16 protein-coding genes are annotated in these 16,507 nt (G+C 61.5%); 13 read left to right on the top strand and 3 right to left on the bottom strand.

Annotated elements, in window-relative coordinates; translation table 11 throughout:
• Position 1: 1 nt before the first annotated feature.
• Positions 2–1,915 (bottom strand): OmpA family protein, encoded by a 1,914-nt coding sequence (locus ACR0E6_RS17160; RefSeq protein WP_480585506.1) that lies wholly within the window; start codon positions 1,913–1,915, stop codon positions 2–4.
• Positions 1,916–1,979: 64 nt separating this feature from the next.
• The gene (ubiA, locus tag ACR0E6_RS17165; RefSeq protein WP_480585509.1) at positions 1,980–2,942 is read right to left on the bottom strand and encodes a 4-hydroxybenzoate octaprenyltransferase; all 963 of its coding nucleotides are present in this window, start codon (positions 2,940–2,942) and stop codon (positions 1,980–1,982) included.
• Positions 2,943–2,954: 12 nt separating this feature from the next.
• Here ubiA and ACR0E6_RS17170 point away from each other — a divergent pair, with 12 nt between their 5' ends.
• The 12 genes from ACR0E6_RS17170 to ACR0E6_RS17225 all read left to right on the top strand — a co-directional run bounded on the left by ACR0E6_RS17170 (position 2,955) and on the right by ACR0E6_RS17225 (position 14,551).
• Complete coding sequence (locus tag ACR0E6_RS17170; RefSeq protein ID WP_170737329.1) at positions 2,955–3,680, top strand: 16S rRNA (uracil(1498)-N(3))-methyltransferase; 726 nt, start codon at positions 2,955–2,957, stop codon at positions 3,678–3,680.
• Positions 3,650–4,522 carry a GNAT family N-acetyltransferase gene (locus ACR0E6_RS17175; protein WP_170453219.1) on the top strand — a complete coding sequence of 291 codons (873 nt, stop codon included), beginning with the start codon at positions 3,650–3,652 and terminating at the stop codon, positions 4,520–4,522. The genes ACR0E6_RS17170 and ACR0E6_RS17175 overlap by 31 nt, the downstream gene beginning before the upstream one ends.
• Entirely contained in the window at positions 4,519–5,046 is a 528-nt protein-coding gene (locus ACR0E6_RS17180; RefSeq protein WP_170453218.1) for a hypothetical protein, read from the top strand. Before ACR0E6_RS17175 ends, ACR0E6_RS17180 begins: the two co-directional genes overlap by 4 nt.
• 65 nt (positions 5,047–5,111) lie before the next feature.
• A complete protein-coding gene (locus ACR0E6_RS17185) occupies positions 5,112–6,482 on the top strand; it encodes a glutamate--cysteine ligase (protein ID WP_480585513.1) in 1,371 nt (456 codons plus the stop codon).
• A 174-nt stretch (positions 6,483–6,656) separates the two neighbouring features.
• Positions 6,657–7,118, top strand: coding sequence for a hypothetical protein (locus ACR0E6_RS17190; protein ID WP_480585515.1), 462 nt, complete (start codon positions 6,657–6,659; stop codon positions 7,116–7,118).
• A gap of 15 nt (positions 7,119–7,133) precedes the next feature.
• Positions 7,134–7,733 (top strand): Hint domain-containing protein, encoded by a 600-nt coding sequence (locus ACR0E6_RS17195; protein WP_480585797.1) that lies wholly within the window; start codon positions 7,134–7,136, stop codon positions 7,731–7,733.
• A gap of 81 nt (positions 7,734–7,814) precedes the next feature.
• Entirely contained in the window at positions 7,815–8,888 is a 1,074-nt protein-coding gene (pheS, locus tag ACR0E6_RS17200; RefSeq protein ID WP_480585518.1) for a phenylalanine--tRNA ligase subunit alpha, read from the top strand.
• On the top strand, positions 8,885–9,304 hold the full coding sequence (locus ACR0E6_RS17205; RefSeq protein WP_480585521.1) for a hypothetical protein: 420 nt from the start codon (positions 8,885–8,887) through the stop codon (positions 9,302–9,304). The genes pheS and ACR0E6_RS17205 overlap by 4 nt, the downstream gene beginning before the upstream one ends.
• Before the next feature lie 253 nt (positions 9,305–9,557).
• On the top strand, positions 9,558–10,352 hold the full coding sequence (locus ACR0E6_RS17210) for a CE1 family esterase (protein WP_480585524.1): 795 nt from the start codon (positions 9,558–9,560) through the stop codon (positions 10,350–10,352).
• 78 nt (positions 10,353–10,430) lie between these two features.
• Positions 10,431–12,827, top strand: coding sequence for a phenylalanine--tRNA ligase subunit beta (pheT, locus tag ACR0E6_RS17215; RefSeq protein WP_480585527.1), 2,397 nt, complete (start codon positions 10,431–10,433; stop codon positions 12,825–12,827).
• 250 nt (positions 12,828–13,077) lie between these two features.
• Positions 13,078–14,037, top strand: coding sequence for a hypothetical protein (locus ACR0E6_RS17220; RefSeq protein ID WP_480585530.1), 960 nt, complete (start codon positions 13,078–13,080; stop codon positions 14,035–14,037).
• Between the two features lie 64 nt (positions 14,038–14,101).
• On the top strand, positions 14,102–14,551 hold the full coding sequence (locus tag ACR0E6_RS17225) for a YtoQ family protein (RefSeq protein WP_170453210.1): 450 nt from the start codon (positions 14,102–14,104) through the stop codon (positions 14,549–14,551).
• 51 nt (positions 14,552–14,602) lie between these two features.
• On the opposite strand, the gene ACR0E6_RS17230 is transcribed toward ACR0E6_RS17225, so the two are convergent.
• Entirely contained in the window at positions 14,603–15,301 is a 699-nt protein-coding gene (locus ACR0E6_RS17230) for a glutathione S-transferase N-terminal domain-containing protein (RefSeq protein ID WP_170633392.1), read from the bottom strand.
• Positions 15,302–15,517: 216 nt separating this feature from the next.
• On the opposite strand from ACR0E6_RS17230, the gene ACR0E6_RS17235 reads away from it, so the two are divergent.
• Positions 15,518–16,324, top strand: a complete 807-nt coding sequence (locus ACR0E6_RS17235; RefSeq protein WP_170453208.1) for a mechanosensitive ion channel domain-containing protein — start codon at positions 15,518–15,520, stop codon at positions 16,322–16,324.
• The last annotated feature ends 183 nt before the right edge of the window (positions 16,325–16,507 follow it).

The raw sequence follows: 16,507 nt of genomic DNA on the forward strand, positions 1-16,507 counted from the left end.
TCTATTGATCCTCTGCATCCGCATCCGGTGCGGTCGTGTCGGTCTGGTCCGGCTCGGTCGCGCCGGTTTCCAGCGCTTCAAGCCCGGTTTCGGTGTTTTCGACCGGTTCCGGACGGATCAGGCGGAACTCGATCCGGCGGTTTTCCTCGCGGCCCGCTTCGCTGTCATTGTCGGCGATGGGCTGCGTTTCCCCATACCCGATGGCGGTATAGCTTGAGGTCGGAATCCGCCGCCCGCGCAATTCGTTCAGGATGGATTGCGCACGCGCCTGGCTGAGTTGCTGGTTCATCTCTTCGCGGCCCTGACTGTCGGTATGGCCCTGGATTTCCAACCGGATCGGGCCGCATTCGCGCAGGATATCGGCGATCTGGTTCACCGTATCGCGCGAGTCCGCTGCGATTGTTGCCGAGCCGGGCTCGAACGCAATTTTGCTGGCTTTCTGTACCTCGGCAATCCGTTCCTCGCACAGCTCGGGATCGGGCAGAGCGTCCTCGGGTTCCGGCGGCGGTACATAGGTGATGGACAGGGTGAAATCCTGCGCTTCGCCCAATTTCTCGGACAACATCCCGGCGATGCGGGCCTTGGCGTCTTCGTCATGGCTGTTGCCGCTCAGGTCCACTGATTCCGGTGTCACGGTCAAAGCGCCGTTTTGCAGAAGGGACAGCGCCTCAAGCCCCGCCAGAACACGGACAGGCCAGTCTGCGGGCAGATCAGTGACGACGCGGGTGGCTGTATAAACCTGTTCCGACCCAAAGGCAGCGCGAGCATAGCTGTCGGCCATGTCCCGCAGGGTTTCATCGCCTACGCGCCCGCGCAATTGCACCAGTCCTTCGGGGCTGCGCGTGGCTGAAAACTCAATCGGACCTGTGGGTTCTTCGTCCTCGGGCTCGGGCAGTACGGCGTGCAGGGCGAAGACCTCGGGCAGGGCGTTTTCCAGTTCGCCCACCACACGGTCGAACAGGGCGGGATTGGTTCCTTGCGCGGCAATCAGGGTGATATCTGCATCGGACAGGGTGATCGATCCCTGCCCAATCTCGGCCAGCGCCTTGATGCCAAGGGTTGCCGCGTCTGCCCAACGGGGCGACGGCACACCCAGACCGATGGTGCAGGTATACGTCGTGCTCAGACCGGCCTGCTGCGCGGCGGCAATGATCTGATCCCGCGCCTCTTCATCCTGGGCCGAGCAGGCGTCAAACTGGCCACCATCCGCGCCGATCAGGTAACGCAGGGTGAAAGGCGTGATAACCGGGCGCGGGGCCGAGATCGACAGGCCGATGCGCAGGCTGGGCGGCGCGGCGCGGGTCAGGTCCTGTTCCAGCTGTTCTTTCTCGGCCTGACTGTCGGCGATGGCGGTTACTTTCACCAGTCCCGGACTTGCCGAGATCTTTGCACGCGGCAGGCGCGACAGGGCGCTGACCGCATAAGCAATCGCCTCATCCCAGCCATCGGGTTTCGGGTAGTCGGCAGTTTCCATCAGATCCGCAACAGGGGCCGCGCGATCCAGATCGCTAAGCCTGTCGACAAGGTCATCGCGGCTTTCGCTGGCCGGGAACAGGCCAATGACCGAGATGCCGCTGTCATTGCGCAGAATCTCGACCGAAAAGCGCGGCGCGGCCAGCGCGGTGGTGGCGGTGACCTCCATCTCGTCGATGACGCGCGAGGTATCGACCTCGGTTCCCGCAGCGGTCAGGGCATTGAACCGTGTGGCCTCGTCCGGTGCGATGCCGGTCAGCACCACGCGCAGCCCGTCTGACTGGACTTCGGCCCAGTCATGGCCCTTCAGGTCCAGGGCTCGCCGCACAGCAAATTCCGAGCTTTCCTCGATCTTGGTGACGGCAAAACCGGCTGCCAGCAGTGACACCCCTGCGGATACAAGAAAGATCAGGGACACGGACAGAAAATACGGCAGACGCATGTGCGGGCTAGTGACTCCTCAGGCGTTTGGGCGGACTCTTACAGACCCCGGCCCGCAGGTGCAATCAGAGCATCAGCGCGACGCAGAGGAAGATCAGCGGAATAAGGCCGGTGTCCCGGTTCGACTGGAACAATTGCAGCAGTTTGGCATTGTTTTCCAGATCCAGGCCGCGCAATTGCCACATCATGTGCCAGCCCATCGCCCATGGACCGCCAAGGGCGATAACCAGCACCAGAATCGACCCGCCGGGAACCAGCGCGTCGATGATCGCCAGCCCCATCAGCGAAACGGTGGCGGCCAGAAAATACTTGAGCCATTTTGCCGTATCGGTCCCGAACAGGCGCGCGGTGGATTTAATGCCGACCAGTTCGTCATCCTCGGCGTCCTGATGGGCGTAGATGGTGTCATAAAACAACGTCCATGCGATGCCCGCCAGATACAGGGTGATCGCGGGCCAACCCACTGATCCGGTATGCGCAGCCCAGGCCAGCAGCGCGCCCCAGTTGAAGGCCAGCCCCAGAAACACCTGCGGCCACCATGTAAAGCGCTTGGCAAACGGGTAGATCGCCACCGGCAGCAGCGACAGCACTCCCATCGCAATTGCCGCCTGATTGAAGCTGAGCAGGATGCCCAACGCCAACAGGCATTGCAGGATCATCCAGCCCATCGCCTGCCGCACCGTGACTTGACCTGCGGGCAGGGGGCGCGACCGCGTGCGTTCGACTTGCGCGTCGAACTCTCGGTCGGTGATGTCGTTCCAGGTGCACCCCGCCCCGCGCATCAGGAACGCACCCAGCGCGCATCCGATGGCGATCCACAGATCCTCCAACCGCGCTTGCCCGTCATGCAGGATGGCCAGCGTCAGACCCCACCAACAGGGAATCAGCAAAAGCCATGTTCCGATGGGCCGGTCGGCACGGCTGAGGCGCAGGTAGGGGCGCGCGAAGGCGGGGGCATAGGTGTCGACCCAGTTGCCGGTTACGGCATCGGCGACCTGACCATCTGGTGTTGGGGCATTGCCTTGCATATGTAAGGTCTCATGAGTGCGAAGATCAGACTGTATGTAGAGCAGCCCTTGGGTCAGGGGCAATCGGTTGAATTGACGCGCGAGCAGGCGCATTACCTGTTCGGCGTCATGCGCCTGTCGGTTGGCGGCCCTGTGGCCCTGTTCAATGGCAAGGACGGTGAATGGCTGGCTGAGGTTGCCGAGGCCGGAAAGCGCGGTGGTGTTCTGACCTGTCAGCGGCAGACCAAACCGCTGCAATTGCCGCCCGATCTGTGGTTTCTGTTTGCGCCGATCAAAAAGGCCCGCACGGATTTCATCGTTGAAAAAGCAGCGGAAATGGGCGCGGCGCGGATTGTGCCCGTGCAGACCGAGTTCACAAATTCCGAACGCATCCGACAGGACCGTTTGCAGGCCCATGCGGTTGAGGCAGCCGAGCAATGCGGCGGCACGTTTGTGCCCGAGGTCGCCGATCTGCAGCGACTGGATCGTGTACTGGACGCGTGGCCCGAGGGGCGTCAGTTGATGTTCTGTAATGAGGCCGAGGTGGGCTCGGCCCTGCGGTTGGCGGCCAACGAAAAGGGTCAGCCATGGGCCATTCTGGTGGGTCCCGAGGGCGGATTCTCGGACAAGGAACGCGCGCGTCTGGCGGCGCTGCCCTTTGCGCATGTGGTCAGCCTTGGCCCCCGTATCCTGCGGGCCGATACGGCGGCGGTGGCGGCGCTGACAATGTGGCAGCAGGCGTTGGGGGATTGGGCGTGATCCGCGAGGCTGCTTCACCCGACGCTCCGGCCATTGAGGCGTTTTTGGCCGAATATCCTGACACATCCATGTTTCTGCGCAGCAATCTGGCAGCGCATGGGGTTGGACTGGGAGACAACGACCACTCCACCCGGTTTTTCATTTGGGGGGCGGATCACATCCAGGGCGTGTTCGGCCTGACCAAAAAGGGGTACCTGATGGCGCAACTGCCCGATTGTTCGCCGCAAGCCGCGCGGGCCTTTGCGGGTCAGATCGCAGGTCAAACCGTGTTGGGCATGACAGGGGCCGCACCGCAGGTTGCGGTAACATTGAACGCGCTGGGGTTCGGACAGGCGGACTATCGTCTGCACCATGATGAACCCTTGTACCGCCTTGATCTGCACGAAGTACCCAAAGCGCAGATTCCCTTTCGCGGCCTGTCAGAGGCTGATCGGCCGCTGCTGACCCCTTGGTTTGCGGATTATTTTGAGGATACCGGTCAGGCCAAAGGGCAAGAAGCGTTGGATATGGCCCCCGACCGGATCACCACCGATATTCAATCGGGCCGAGCGATTGTCATGCTGGAAGGCGACGCTCCGGTTGCCATGGCTGCCATCAACGCATCCGTCCACGATCAGGTTCAGGTGGGCGGCGTGTTTGTACCGCGCGAGAACAGAAATCGCGGCCTCGGGCGCAGGGTCACAACAGCCCTGCTGCAAAAGGCAAAGACCGAGGGCGCGAACACGGCCATCCTGTTTGCCAATAACCCACCCGCTGCACGCGCCTATGAGGCGATGGGGTTTCAGCAAGTCGGATGGTACCGGATCGCCCTGTTAGAAAATCCACAAGAGGCCCTGAAATGAGCTTTATCCGACCCGAAGCAAAGCAGGCCCTGTGGCGCTGGCGCGAAGTGTTGGTGGCTGTGTTTGTCCTGATCCTCGGCCTCAGTTGGATCAGTGGGCCCGGTGGATTGCTGGGTTGGCTCGGCTGGGTGCTTGTGGCCGTCGCAGTGGCGCTGGCGGTGATCGGGGTGCAGCGCGGGCGGTTCCGGACCGGGTCGGGCGGGCAGGGTGTTGTCACCGTCGACGAAGGTCAGATTAACTACTTTGGCCCGCTGGACGGCGGCATGGTCGCCACGCGCGAGATCGAGCGGCTGGCGCTCGACCCGACCTCGACCCCGGCGCATTGGGTGCTGGAACAACCGGGCCAACCTCTGCTTCACATTCCTGTGAATGCCGAAGGGGCCGAGGCGCTGTTCGATGTCTTCTCGGCCCTGCCGGGATTGAAAACCGAACAAATGCTGGCGGAGTTGAACGGTGGCGCGAGCCATCCGGTGGTGATCTGGGAACGCACCCCCTTACGGCCCGCGCATCTCAGGCTGCATTGACACCGGCGCGGTTTGCCCCCACGACTGACCAACCAGACAGACACATCAGGATCGGAGCGCGATTCATGTCCATCCCCCAGTCCGGCGGCGGACCGATCGAACGTCATGAGCAATTGGCCGAATACCTGGAATCGGGCTGCAAGCCCAAGCAGGATTGGCGCATCGGCACCGAGCATGAAAAGTTCGGCTATTGCAAGGACACCCTGAAACCGCTGCCATTCGAAGGCACTCGGTCTATCGTGGCGGTGCTGGAAGGTCTGCGGGATCGGCACGGCTGGGCCGAAGTGCGCGAAGGCGGCAAGCTGATCGGTCTGGAGAAAGACGGGGCGAATGTCAGCCTCGAACCCGGTGGCGCGCTGGAGCTGTCGGGGGCACCGCTGGAAACGATCCACGAGACCTGCGACGAGGTGAACACCCACCTGCGCGAGGTAAAGGACATCGCTGACGAGATCGGCGTGGGCTTCATCGGTCTGGGCGCAGCCCCGATCTGGACCCACGAGGAAATGCCGCTGATGCCCAAGGGCCGCTATCGGCTGATGAACGACTATATGGAGAAGGTCGGTACCATGGGCCGCGCCATGATGCGGCGCACCTGCACCGTTCAGGTCAATATCGACTTCGGGTCCGAAGCCGACATGGTGCAAAAACTGCGCGTGGCGCTGGCGTTGCAGCCAGTGGCAACGGCGCTGTTCGCCAACTCTCCGTTCTTCGAGGGCAAGCCCAACGGCCAGAAAAGCTGGCGCAGCTATATCTGGCGGCATCTCGATGATGCGCGCACGGGCATGTTGCCCTTCGTGTTTGAAGACGGGTTCGGGTTCGAGCGCTACGTGCAATATGCGCTCGATGTGCCGATGTATTTTGTCTATCGCGACGGTCAGTATGTGAATGCTCTAGGCATGTCCTTCCGTGACTTCCTGAAAGGCAAGCTGCCCGCATTGCCGGGCGAAACACCGACCCTGTCCGATTGGGCCGACCATCTGACCACCGCCTTCCCCGAAGCGCGGATCAAGAAATTCATGGAGATGCGCGGCGCTGATGGCGGCCCGTGGCGCAGGCTTTGTGCGCTACCCGCCTTTTGGGTTGGCCTGACCTACGATCAGGGCGCGCTGGATGCAGCCTGGGATCTGGTCAAGGGCTGGGATGCCGAAACCCGCGAAGCGCTGCGTGTTGAGGCCGCCAAGGACGGGCTGCAAGCGCGGGTCGGCAACATCAACATGCACGATCTGGCGCGCGAGGTCGTGGCGATCTCGGAATCCGGGCTGAAATCCCGCGCCTTCCCCGGCGCAGGCGGTCTGGTGCCGGACGAAACCCATTTCCTGAATGCGCTGAAAGACAGTATCGAAACCGGCAAGGTTCCGGCAGATGAATTGCTGGATCACTATAACGGCGACTGGAACGGCGATCTGACGCGGGTGTTCCCGCAGTACAGCTACTGACACCGACCTAACACGCCGAGCAGCCCACCTTACCCCTTTGGTGAGGTGGCGTGCGCGTCGTAAGCTGCCGTGTGGTAACGCAAATTGTGATCGCCTGTGGATTGAAGGCGTTCATCGTTCGTGAATACAAGCGTCCTAGTAATTGCGACGACCTTTCCCCAAAGGATGCCCTGAATGCCCCGCATCAGCGAATTGCACTACGCCGACCCGTTTGTCGTTTCCTCCGGCGTGAATGAGTTTGTCGAAGTTGCGCTGGGCGCGTCGGAAGATTCGGCAGATTTCACCGTTTCGCTTTACAACAGCGACGGCACCGTCGGGTTAGAGATCGCGCTGACCGATCCCGGCGTCGTAGTGACCACCGACCCGGACAACAATGAGCAGGTCTTTGTCATCTCGGCAGATAACTTCACCTTCCTGCTGACCGACCCCGATGCGCCTGTTCCGGTGAACGATACGATCTTCGAAGCGGTCGCATTGACCAACACAAGTACCAATGAGGTCATCGACTTCTATGACATCGGCGGCGGCACTCAGAATATCACCGCAATCGATGGGCTGGCTGCGGGGGCGACGTCCGAAAATCTGGTTGTTCTGACGGGTCCCGGCTCGACCACCACATCCCTGCAGTTCAACTAGCCCAACCCGAACACGCTGGTTCACGCCGATGTTTCGCCCGGTGACAGTGGTGCCGCCTGTTTCACGGCGGGCACGTTGGTGGATACGCCACACGGGCCCCGCCGTATCGAAACGCTTGAAGCCGGGGATCTGGTGAACACCGTTGATAACGGCCCGCTTCCGATCAGCTGGATCGGGGGCAGCACGGTGTCCGGGCGCGGCCGCTTTGCCCCGATCCGGATCAGCGCCGGAACACTGGGGGCCCAGGATGACGTTCTGATTTCACCCCAGCACCAGGTTCTGATCACCGGCTGGCAAGCTCAGCTTCTGTTTGGCGAGCATGAGGTGCTGGTTCCCGCCAAGGCGCTGGTCAATGGCGCGACCGTGACCGCCGCGCCCTGCGATATCGTGCGCTACATCCATATGATGTTCGACCGCCACCAATTGGTGATCACCAGCGGTCTGGTGTCCGAAAGCTTCTTTCCCGGGCAAGAGGGGTTGGATGGTCTGGGCAGTGACGCCACGGATGAGATCCTGACCCTGTTCCCCAACCTGCGCGACTGCCCCGAAACCTATGGCGAGACCGCGCGCCCGGTGCGGCAGGACAGAACCACCGCTTTGCTGCGCTGCGCCTGATTGCCCGGCCCCTCTTGCTTTCACGGTCCGCTGTGATAGCAGAGCCTGAACAGCAGTCAGGGGCCAAGGTCAGGAAGCGTCATGGACGATCTCAAGGCAAAATATCTGGGTCAGATCGCCGAAGCGGGCGACGAGAACACGCTCGAGTCGATCCGCGTCGCCGCCGTCGGCAAAAAGGGCGAGGTCGCGCTGAAGATGCGCGAATTGGGCAAGATGACCCCCGAAGAACGTCAGGTTGCAGGCCCCGCGCTGAATGCGCTGAAGGATGAGATCAACTCGGCACTCTCCGCCAAGAAAGCCGCTTTGGCCGATGCCGCGCTGGATGAGCGTCTGCGCACCGAATGGCTGGACGTCACCCTGCCGACCCGCGCGCGCCGTCAGGGCTCGATCCACCCGATCAGCCAGGCGACCGAGGAACTGACCGCGATCTTTGCCGAACTGGGTTTCTCGGTGGCCGAAGGGCCGCGGATCGAGACCGACTGGTACAATTTCGACGCCCTGAACATCCCCGGCCACCACCCCGCGCGGGCCGAGATGGACACGTTCTATATGCACCGTGCCGAGGGCGACAACCGCCCGCCGCATGTGTTGCGCACCCATACCTCGCCGGTGCAGATCCGCTCGATGGAGAAACAGGGCGCACCGATCCGCGTGATCTGCCCGGGCGGCGTCTACCGCGCCGACTATGACCAGACCCACACGCCGATGTTCCATCAGGTCGAGGGGCTGGCGATTGATAAAGACATCTCGATGGCGAACCTGAAATGGGTTCTGGAAGAGTTCGTGAAAGCCTTCTTCGAGGTCGACGATGTCGAGTTGCGCTTCCGCGCCTCGCATTTCCCCTTCACCGAGCCGTCGGCCGAGGTCGATATCCGCTGTTCCTGGGACAACGGCCAGCTGAAGATCGGCGAGGGCGACGACTGGATGGAGATTCTGGGTTCCGGCATGGTCCACCCCAAGGTGATCGCCGCCGGTGGGATCGATCCCGAGGCCTATCAGGGCTTTGCGTTCGGCATCGGGATCGACCGTCTGGCGATGCTGAAATACGGCATTCCGGATTTGCGGGCATTCTTTGACAGCGATCTGCGCTGGTTGCGGCACTATGGGTTTGCAGCGCTGGATATGCCGAACCTGCATGGTGGTTTGTCGCGTTGAGTTCGGAGAGATTTGTAGTCAATCTGAGCGCTAAGAAAACCGAAGCCGATTGGGGTGATACGTTAGATCAAACAGTTTCTCAGGCGGTTCCGAAGCTGTTTCATTGGACGAGCTGGTCTATGCTCCTTGGTGGTTTGAGCTATATTGAGAGCGTTTCATCAAGCTGGCTGTTGGTTTTCTTGTTGACCATCCTCTCGGTTGGCTTGACGTTTAACATCTTCTTCACGTTGAGCCGGATAATCATCGTTTGGGGAGAACCTGAACTGAAAGAAGGGCGATTGTTCCGCACGAGGGAAAAGGCGGTGACAATTGTACTAGTGGGCTTTGTCATATGTCTCATGATTTTTGCTGCCACTGAAACCAGAACTGCAATAATTGAGTTCCAAACGGCTCAAGCAAGTCGCTCTGATGAATAGCTGGAGTGCGAAATCAGCGAACTAGCGCGGAGCAAAGGCCGATAGGCCGCCGCGCCATCGCCAGACCGCCCGCACGGGCTGGCGATTTGTCTCCGCAGGCACTCCGTTTGAACCACACACGGATTTGGCCAGCGTAAAGTGCCCACCACAGCCCGAGGATCGCCATCCCGCGGTCTGGCGATGGCGCGGCTTGTTACACTGTCCCACGCGGTTGTGACGTGACACGGCGCGCGGGCCGGGTAGGGTCGGGCGCATGATACATCGACTGCTCTGCCTTCTGTTGCTGACCGCCACCCAAGCCGCAGCTGTGGATACATGCCACGGCGATATTGCCTGTCAGGTCGGCGACCGCTCATACCATGTGCTGGAACCCGAGGGTTGGGATGGCGAAACGCCTCTGCCAGTGCTGCTGCATTTCCACGGCTGGGCGCGGCAGGGGACCGTGGTGGTGAACCATGAACGCATCGCCGGGGCCACGAAGCTGCGCGGCGTGTTGCTGGTCGCGCCGAATGGGCTGGGCAAAAGCTGGGATTTCTGGACTTCGGACACCGACGACGTACCCTTTGCTGACCGGGTGCTACAGGACGTCGCCAAACGCTATCCGATTGATCCCGAGCGCATCTATGTCTCGGGCTATTCCTTTGGCGGTGCGATGGCGTGGCGGTTTGCTTGCGAGTCGGGTGACGACATCGCGGCGCTGCTGGGCGTGGCCGGAACCATCCGCCAGACCGAGCACTGCCCGCAAGCCCCGCGCCAGGTGCGCCATGTGCATGGGACGGGTGACACGGTGATGGATTTCCCCTTTGGGCCGGGCGGCGACGCCACCTATCCTGTGGCCCTGTGGCGGGAAAAGTACAACTGCAACGGAGCGACCCCGGCCGGGGATTGGAGCGTGGTGCCGATCCTGACGCTCAGCCGGGTGGAATGGACCGATTGCGCGAAAGGCCATGTGGTGCTGGACACCCATCCGGGCGGGCATTTCATCCCGCATGGTTGGATCGGGCGGCAGTTGGATGAGCTTTTGGGCCGCACCCCCAGCTATCCGTGACGCGCAGCGCTTGCACCCCGGCGCATTCTTTGCCATTGCCTGTGCCGACTGGATATCTGCCAAAAAAGGCCCTGAGCAATGAAATTCACTCTGTCCTGGCTGAAAGACCACCTCGACACTGACGCTTCGGTTGATGAGATCGCCGAGGCGCTGACCGATCTTGGCCTTGAGGTCGAAGAGATCGTGAACCCGGCGGATCGGCTGGCGGGCTTTACGCTGGGCTATGTGAAACATGCCGAGAAGCACCCCGACGCCGACAAGCTGCGCGTCTGCAAGGTGGACACGGATGAGGGTGAGTTGCAGATCATCTGCGGTGCCCCGAACGCGCGCGAAGGCATCACCGTCGTGGTCTGCAAACCGGGCATGTATATCCCCGGTCTGGACCTGACCATCAGCGTCGGCAAGATCCGTGGTGTCGAGAGCTTTGGCATGATGGCCTCGGAACGTGAGCTGGAGCTGTCGGACGAGCACGACGGCATCATCGAACTGCCCTCGGGCGCGGTTGGTGATCGGTTCGTCGACTGGCTGGCCGAGAATGAGCCGTCCAAGGTCGATCCGATGATCGAGATCGCGATCACGCCGAACCGCCCCGATGCGCTGGGGGTCGAGGGGATTGCCCGCGATCTGGCCGCGCGTGGGATCGGGACACTGAAACAGCGGGACTACACGCCGGTGCCCGGCGATTTCGACAGCCCGATCAAGGTGACGATTGATGATGACACGCTGGATGGTGCGCCGCATTTCACCGGGCGTCTGATCCGGGGCGTCAAGAACGGCCCCAGCCCGCAGTGGTTGCAGGATCAGTTGAAGGCAATCGGGCTGCGTCCGATCTCGGCCCTGGTGGATATCACCAACTACATGACCTTCGACCACAACCGACCGCTGCACGTGTTCGACGCGGACAAGGTGCAGGGTAACCTGCGGGTCCATCGCGCCAAAGGCGGCGAAAAGCTGGTGGCGCTGGATGAGAAAGAATACACGCTGCAACCCGGCATGATGGTGATTTCGGACGACAAGGGCCCGGAATCGATTGCCGGTATCATGGGCGGCGAGGAAACCGGCTGTACCGAAGAGACCGTGAACGTCTTTCTGGAAAGCGCGTTCTGGGATCACGTGCAGATCGCTCTGACCGGGCGGGCGCTCAAGATCAACTCGGATGCGCGCTATCGGTTCGAACGTGGGGTAGACCCGGAATACACGCTGGAAGGCTTGGAACACGCGACGCAGATGATTCTGGATATCTGCGGGGGCGAGGCGTCGAACGTGGTTCAGGCGGGCAAAGCGCCGAACCACGCGCGGGCCTACAAGCTGGATGCGGCGCGGGTGCAGTCTCTGGTCGGGATGGACATCGCCGAGAGCGAGCAGCGCCAGACCCTGACCCGTTTGGGCTTCCGTCTTGAGGGCGAGATGGCGCATGTGCCAAGCTGGCGGCCTGATATCATGGGCGAGGCCGATCTGGTCGAAGAGGTCGCGCGGATTGCATCCCTGACCAAGCTGCAGGGCAAACCGCTGCCGCGCGTGACGGATGGTATACCCAAGCCGGTGATGACCCCGGCGCAGCGTCGCCAGTCGATGGCACGGCGGACTTGCGCGGCGCTGGGCTATAACGAATGCGTCTCGTACACCTTCATCGATCAGGCCTCGGCGGCTCTGTTTGGTGGTGGCGATGATGCGACGCAGTTGGAAAACCCGATCTCGTCCGAGATGAGCCATATGCGCCCCGATCTGCTGCCCGGTCTGTTGCAGGCCGCCGCCCGCAATCAGGCACGTGGTTATGCAGATGTGGCGCTGTTCGAGGTTGGCCCGGTTTTCCATGACGGCGAGCCCGGCGATCAGAAAACCCAGATCACGGGCCTGCTGGTCGGTCGTAGCGGGCCGAAGGACGTACACGGCGCATCCCGTCCAGTTGATGTGTTCGACGCCAAGGCGGATGCCGAGGCGGTGCTGGCCGCCATCGGCGCGCCCGCCAAAGTGCAGGTTCTGCGTGACGGTGATGCCTGGTGGCATCCGGGCCGTCATGGCAAAATCTGTCTGGGGCCGAAAAAGGTGCTGGGCGTCTTTGGTGAACTGCACCCGCGCGTGTTGCAGGCGATGGACATCAAGGGCCCGGCGATGGCCTTTACCATCTGGCCGGACGAGGTGCCCTTGCCGCGCAAATCCGGTGCCACCCGGGCCGCGCTGGAACTGCGTGACCTGCAGGCGGTCGAGCGGGACTTTGCCTTTGTCGTGGATGAAGGTGTCGAGGCGCTGACGCTGGTGAACGCAGCAGCCGGAGCGGACAAGGCGCTGATCGAGGATGTGCGCGTCTTTGACGAGTTCATTGGCGGCAGTGTGGGTGAGGGCAAGAAATCGCTGGCCATCACCGTGCGTTTGCAGCCGACGGATGCGACGCTGAAGGAGAAAGACATCGAAGCGGTGGCTGAAAAGATCATCGCCAAGGTCACCAAGGCCACAGGCGGCGTTCTGCGCGGCTGATCGCCCCCGACATGATCCGACAAAAGCGCGCCACCCGGCGCGCTTTTTTGTTGTGGCGAAACAGCAACACCTGAAAGCGCTTCGAAACAAAGGGTTGAGCAGAATCACCCTCGGCCCCTACATCCGGCCCCCTGACGCAATCAAACTTCGGAGTCTGCCAGATGCCAGATCCCAGCCCCGCGCAAGCGATACCTCATATCTGATAGCCCGCCGGGTCTTCGGCGGGTGTGTTTCCCGTTGGAGAGCTGTCATGAAACGCCAAGACATCTCGATGATCCGGCAGATTTTGCCGCAAGAGATGCCCTTTCCTTATTACCCTGACCGGCAGAGCCCTTGGTTGCTAGGTCAGGCCATGGATGCCGAGACCCCGGTCTCGATCCTGAAACAATCGGGACTGTCCCGTTTGCTGTCGCGCCCGCTGTTGCAACCGATGGTGGCGCAGTGCGGTGGTGTCCTGCGGCGGCATGATGTGTTGGCGGTGGCCCACGCGGAACGTGCGATGCGGTTTGACGGGCTGAGCCCGGCTGCGCTGTCGGGGCTGGAGGTTGCCTATCAATCCCAGTGGATGGATTTCTGCCTCAGCTTCGACTGCTGGTCTGGCGAGCAAACAACCCGCAAGGCGCATAACCTTGTCGTGCAGTTGGGGTTCCCGACCGAACATGCCGCGCTGCTTTGGAAATACGAACAGCGCTGCGCTGTTGGTGCATATCAAAGCTGCTGGCACCCGGTCCGTACCGAAGGTCGTCCGACCCTTGCCTGGTGCCGTCTGGACGTCGATCTGACCAGCGGCCATTGCCTGATTGAAGAGGTTCAATCGGACTGGTTGCGCTTTGTCGGCCATGCGCGGCAACGGTTGGAAAACCGCGCGCCACGCTCGCGCGAATTGCGGCTGACCTCGGAATATGAGCAGGCGCTGCGGCGGAAATACGCGAAAATCTGGGCTGAGGTGATGATGCTGGCGGTTCTGATGCTGCTGCGCGAGGAATTTGCCGTGCGCACCGTCTGGATGCATCAGCCCGGTCCGGGCGCAAAGCTGAAGGCGATCACCTGGGGCCGGATGCCGCCGCGGTCGATCTACACCAAACTGCCCCGCAGTTTCGGGTTCGAACCGACGCGCGAAACGCCGCCCTTTTTGGGCAGCAAGCAACGCAGTGCGGCCCGCAAGGTGGCTCGGAACGATCAGCCGGTATTCTGGCGCTTGTCGTTCTGAGCGACCCCTTGGGTTGCGCGCCCTTTCGAACTAGGGTCGCAGCAAGAAATCAAAGGAGGCACCCATGGGCCTGAATGTCTATCTTTCCGGAGAAATCCACACCGATTGGCGTGAGCAAATCATTGAAGGGGCGCAGGGGCTGGATGTCACGTTCAACAGCCCGGTCACCGATCATGCCGCCAGCGATGATTGCGGGGTCGCCATCCTTGGGGCCGAGCCGAACAAGTATTGGCACGACCATAAGGGCGCAATGGTCAACGCCATCCGCACCCGTAAGGGCATCGCGGATGCCGATGTGGTCGTGGTGCGGTTTGGCGACAAGTACAAACAGTGGAACGCGGCCTTTGACGCGGGCTATGCCGCCGCGCTGGGCAAGTCACTGATCGTGCTGCACGGCCCCGATCACCAACATGCCCTGAAAGAGGTCGATGCCGCCGCCCTGGCGGTTGCGGAAGACCCCCGACAGGTGGTGGAGATCCTGCGCTATGTCCTGACCGGCAAGCTGCCGGGCTAAGGTGAAACAACTGGTGGAAGCCTGCGACGGGCATCCACCAGTTGCGTTCACTTAGTCACGGGCAGGCGTAACCAGTCCTTTTTGCACCGCAGGTCGGTCCAGAAACCGATCCAGGTAGGGCGCAAGATGGGCGTGGTCATCCCATCCCAGCAGGTCTTTGGCGCCATAGAAATCCAACCCGCGCAGCCAGGGTGCGATGGCGATATCGGCAATCGAGTACTCACCGGCAATCCAGTCCTGCCCGTCCAGCTGCGTGTTCAGCACATTCAGCAGGCGCTTGGCTTCGTTCACATAACGCTCGCGCGGGCGGGGGTCTTCGATCTCGCTGCCAGCAAATTTGTAGAAATATCCAAGCTGTCCAAACATCGGGCCGATGCCGCCCATCTGGAACATCAGCCATTGGGTGACGCGATGCTTGTCCGCTGCGGTTTGTCCGATGAACTGGCCGGTTTTCTCGGCCAGATACAGCAGGATCGCGCCGCTTTCGAACAGACCTAAAGGTTCGCCATCGGGGCCGTTGGGGTCGATGATCGCAGGGATCTTGTTGTTGGGGTTCAGCGACAGGAACGCGGGGCTTTTCACGTCGGCATCGGCCAGAGTGACCTTGTGCGCCTCATACGGCAGGCCGGTTTCTTCCAGCATGATCGACGCCTTGACGCCATTTGGTGTGGGAAAGGAATAGAGTTGGATTCTGTCAGGGAACTGCGCAGGCCAACGGGTCATGATCGGGTGTGTTTCGGCATCCAGCATTGAGGGGGCTCCTGTTTTGGATATCGTCAAACCTAGGCAGCACAGCGCGATCTTGAAAGCCCCTGCCAGTGTGCAAAGCTGGTCAGCGCCTGTTTGCTGGTGAACAACGGGGAAATCCCGCGCAACTCGCACCTAGACCAAAACGCGGTTTTGCCTCACAATTTGGCCAATCCCGCGCATAAGACGCGGGTTTCTTGTTGGACAAAGGAGAAGCGCGTGGATGAGGTCGTAACACAGGTGGGTGCATTTGCGCCTGTGATCATGAACGCGGTGAAGGCACTGATCGTTCTGATCATCGGTTGGATTGTTGCGGGTATGATCGCTGGCGTCGTACGGCGTCGGATCAACGCGACCCCGCATATTGACCCGACGCTTGGCAATTTCATGGCCAGCCTGGTCAAATGGGCCATTCTGGCGATGGTCCTGGTGGCTGTGCTGGGGATTTTCGGGATCGAAGCCACAAGCATCGTCGCCATTCTGGGTGCTGCATCGCTGGCGATTGGTCTGGCGCTGCAAGGGACACTCAGCGATCTGGCCGCAGGCGTGATGCTGGTGGTGTTCCGGCCCTATAAGCTGGGCCAATACGTGGATATTGGCGGAACAGCCGGGACGGTCAAAGACCTGAACCTGTTCACGACCGAGCTGGTGACGCCGGACAATGTGCAGATCATTGTGCCAAACGGGCAGGCCTGGGGGTCTGTGATCACCAATTACTCGGCTCATGACACGCGTCGCGTCGATCTGGTCTTTGGGATTGATTATGGTGACAGCGCCGATGAGGCGATGAAGATCATTCTGGACGTTGCGAACGCGGATGAGCGCATTCACAAGGATCCGGAACCCTGGGTGCGTGTGACCAATCTGGGTGACAGCTCGGTAGACCTGACGGCGCGCCTGTGGTGCGCGGCGGCAGATTACTGGGATGTGAAGTTCGAACTGACCAAGACGATCAAGGAAGCCTTCGACGCCAAGGGCGTGTCGATCCCCTATCCGCATTCGGTGGAGATCCAGAAACAGGGCTAAGGCCTCCCGCCTGTCGTACGGGCATTCAAAATGCCCTCCTCCCGTTGGGCCCGGCGCCGCACCTTCGTGCGGCGTCTTTTCTTTTGTGCGGAACGATACGCCAAAACCGCAAAAGCCGCGCCCGAAGGCGCGGCCTGGCCCAACGCTGGAAATCGCCCGCATCAGCGGGCGCTTTCAGCGGCG

Source organism: Ruegeria sp. AP12 (assembly GCF_056540025.1).

Bases quoted from the DNA above. Each gene is read 5' to 3' on its own strand.
- ACR0E6_RS17225 (WP_170453210.1), top strand. From the start codon at position 14,102: ATGGGCCTGAATGTCTATCTTTCCGGAGAAATCCACACCGATTGGCGT.
- ACR0E6_RS17230 (WP_170633392.1), bottom strand. From the start codon at position 15,301: ATGCTGGATGCCGAAACACACCCGATCATGACCCGTTGGCCTGCGCAG.
- ACR0E6_RS17180 (WP_170453218.1), top strand. From the start codon at position 4,519: ATGAGCTTTATCCGACCCGAAGCAAAGCAGGCCCTGTGGCGCTGGCGC.
- ACR0E6_RS17210 (WP_480585524.1), top strand. From the start codon at position 9,558: ATGATACATCGACTGCTCTGCCTTCTGTTGCTGACCGCCACCCAAGCC.
- pheT (WP_480585527.1), top strand. From the start codon at position 10,431: ATGAAATTCACTCTGTCCTGGCTGAAAGACCACCTCGACACTGACGCT.
- pheS (WP_480585518.1), top strand. From the start codon at position 7,815: ATGGACGATCTCAAGGCAAAATATCTGGGTCAGATCGCCGAAGCGGGC.
- ACR0E6_RS17190 (WP_480585515.1), top strand. From the start codon at position 6,657: ATGCCCCGCATCAGCGAATTGCACTACGCCGACCCGTTTGTCGTTTCC.
- ACR0E6_RS17185 (WP_480585513.1), top strand. From the start codon at position 5,112: ATGTCCATCCCCCAGTCCGGCGGCGGACCGATCGAACGTCATGAGCAA.
- ACR0E6_RS17170 (WP_170737329.1), top strand. From the start codon at position 2,955: ATGAGTGCGAAGATCAGACTGTATGTAGAGCAGCCCTTGGGTCAGGGG.
- ubiA (WP_480585509.1), bottom strand. From the start codon at position 2,942: ATGCAAGGCAATGCCCCAACACCAGATGGTCAGGTCGCCGATGCCGTA.
- ACR0E6_RS17160 (WP_480585506.1), bottom strand. From the start codon at position 1,915: ATGCGTCTGCCGTATTTTCTGTCCGTGTCCCTGATCTTTCTTGTATCC.
- ACR0E6_RS17220 (WP_480585530.1), top strand. From the start codon at position 13,078: ATGAAACGCCAAGACATCTCGATGATCCGGCAGATTTTGCCGCAAGAG.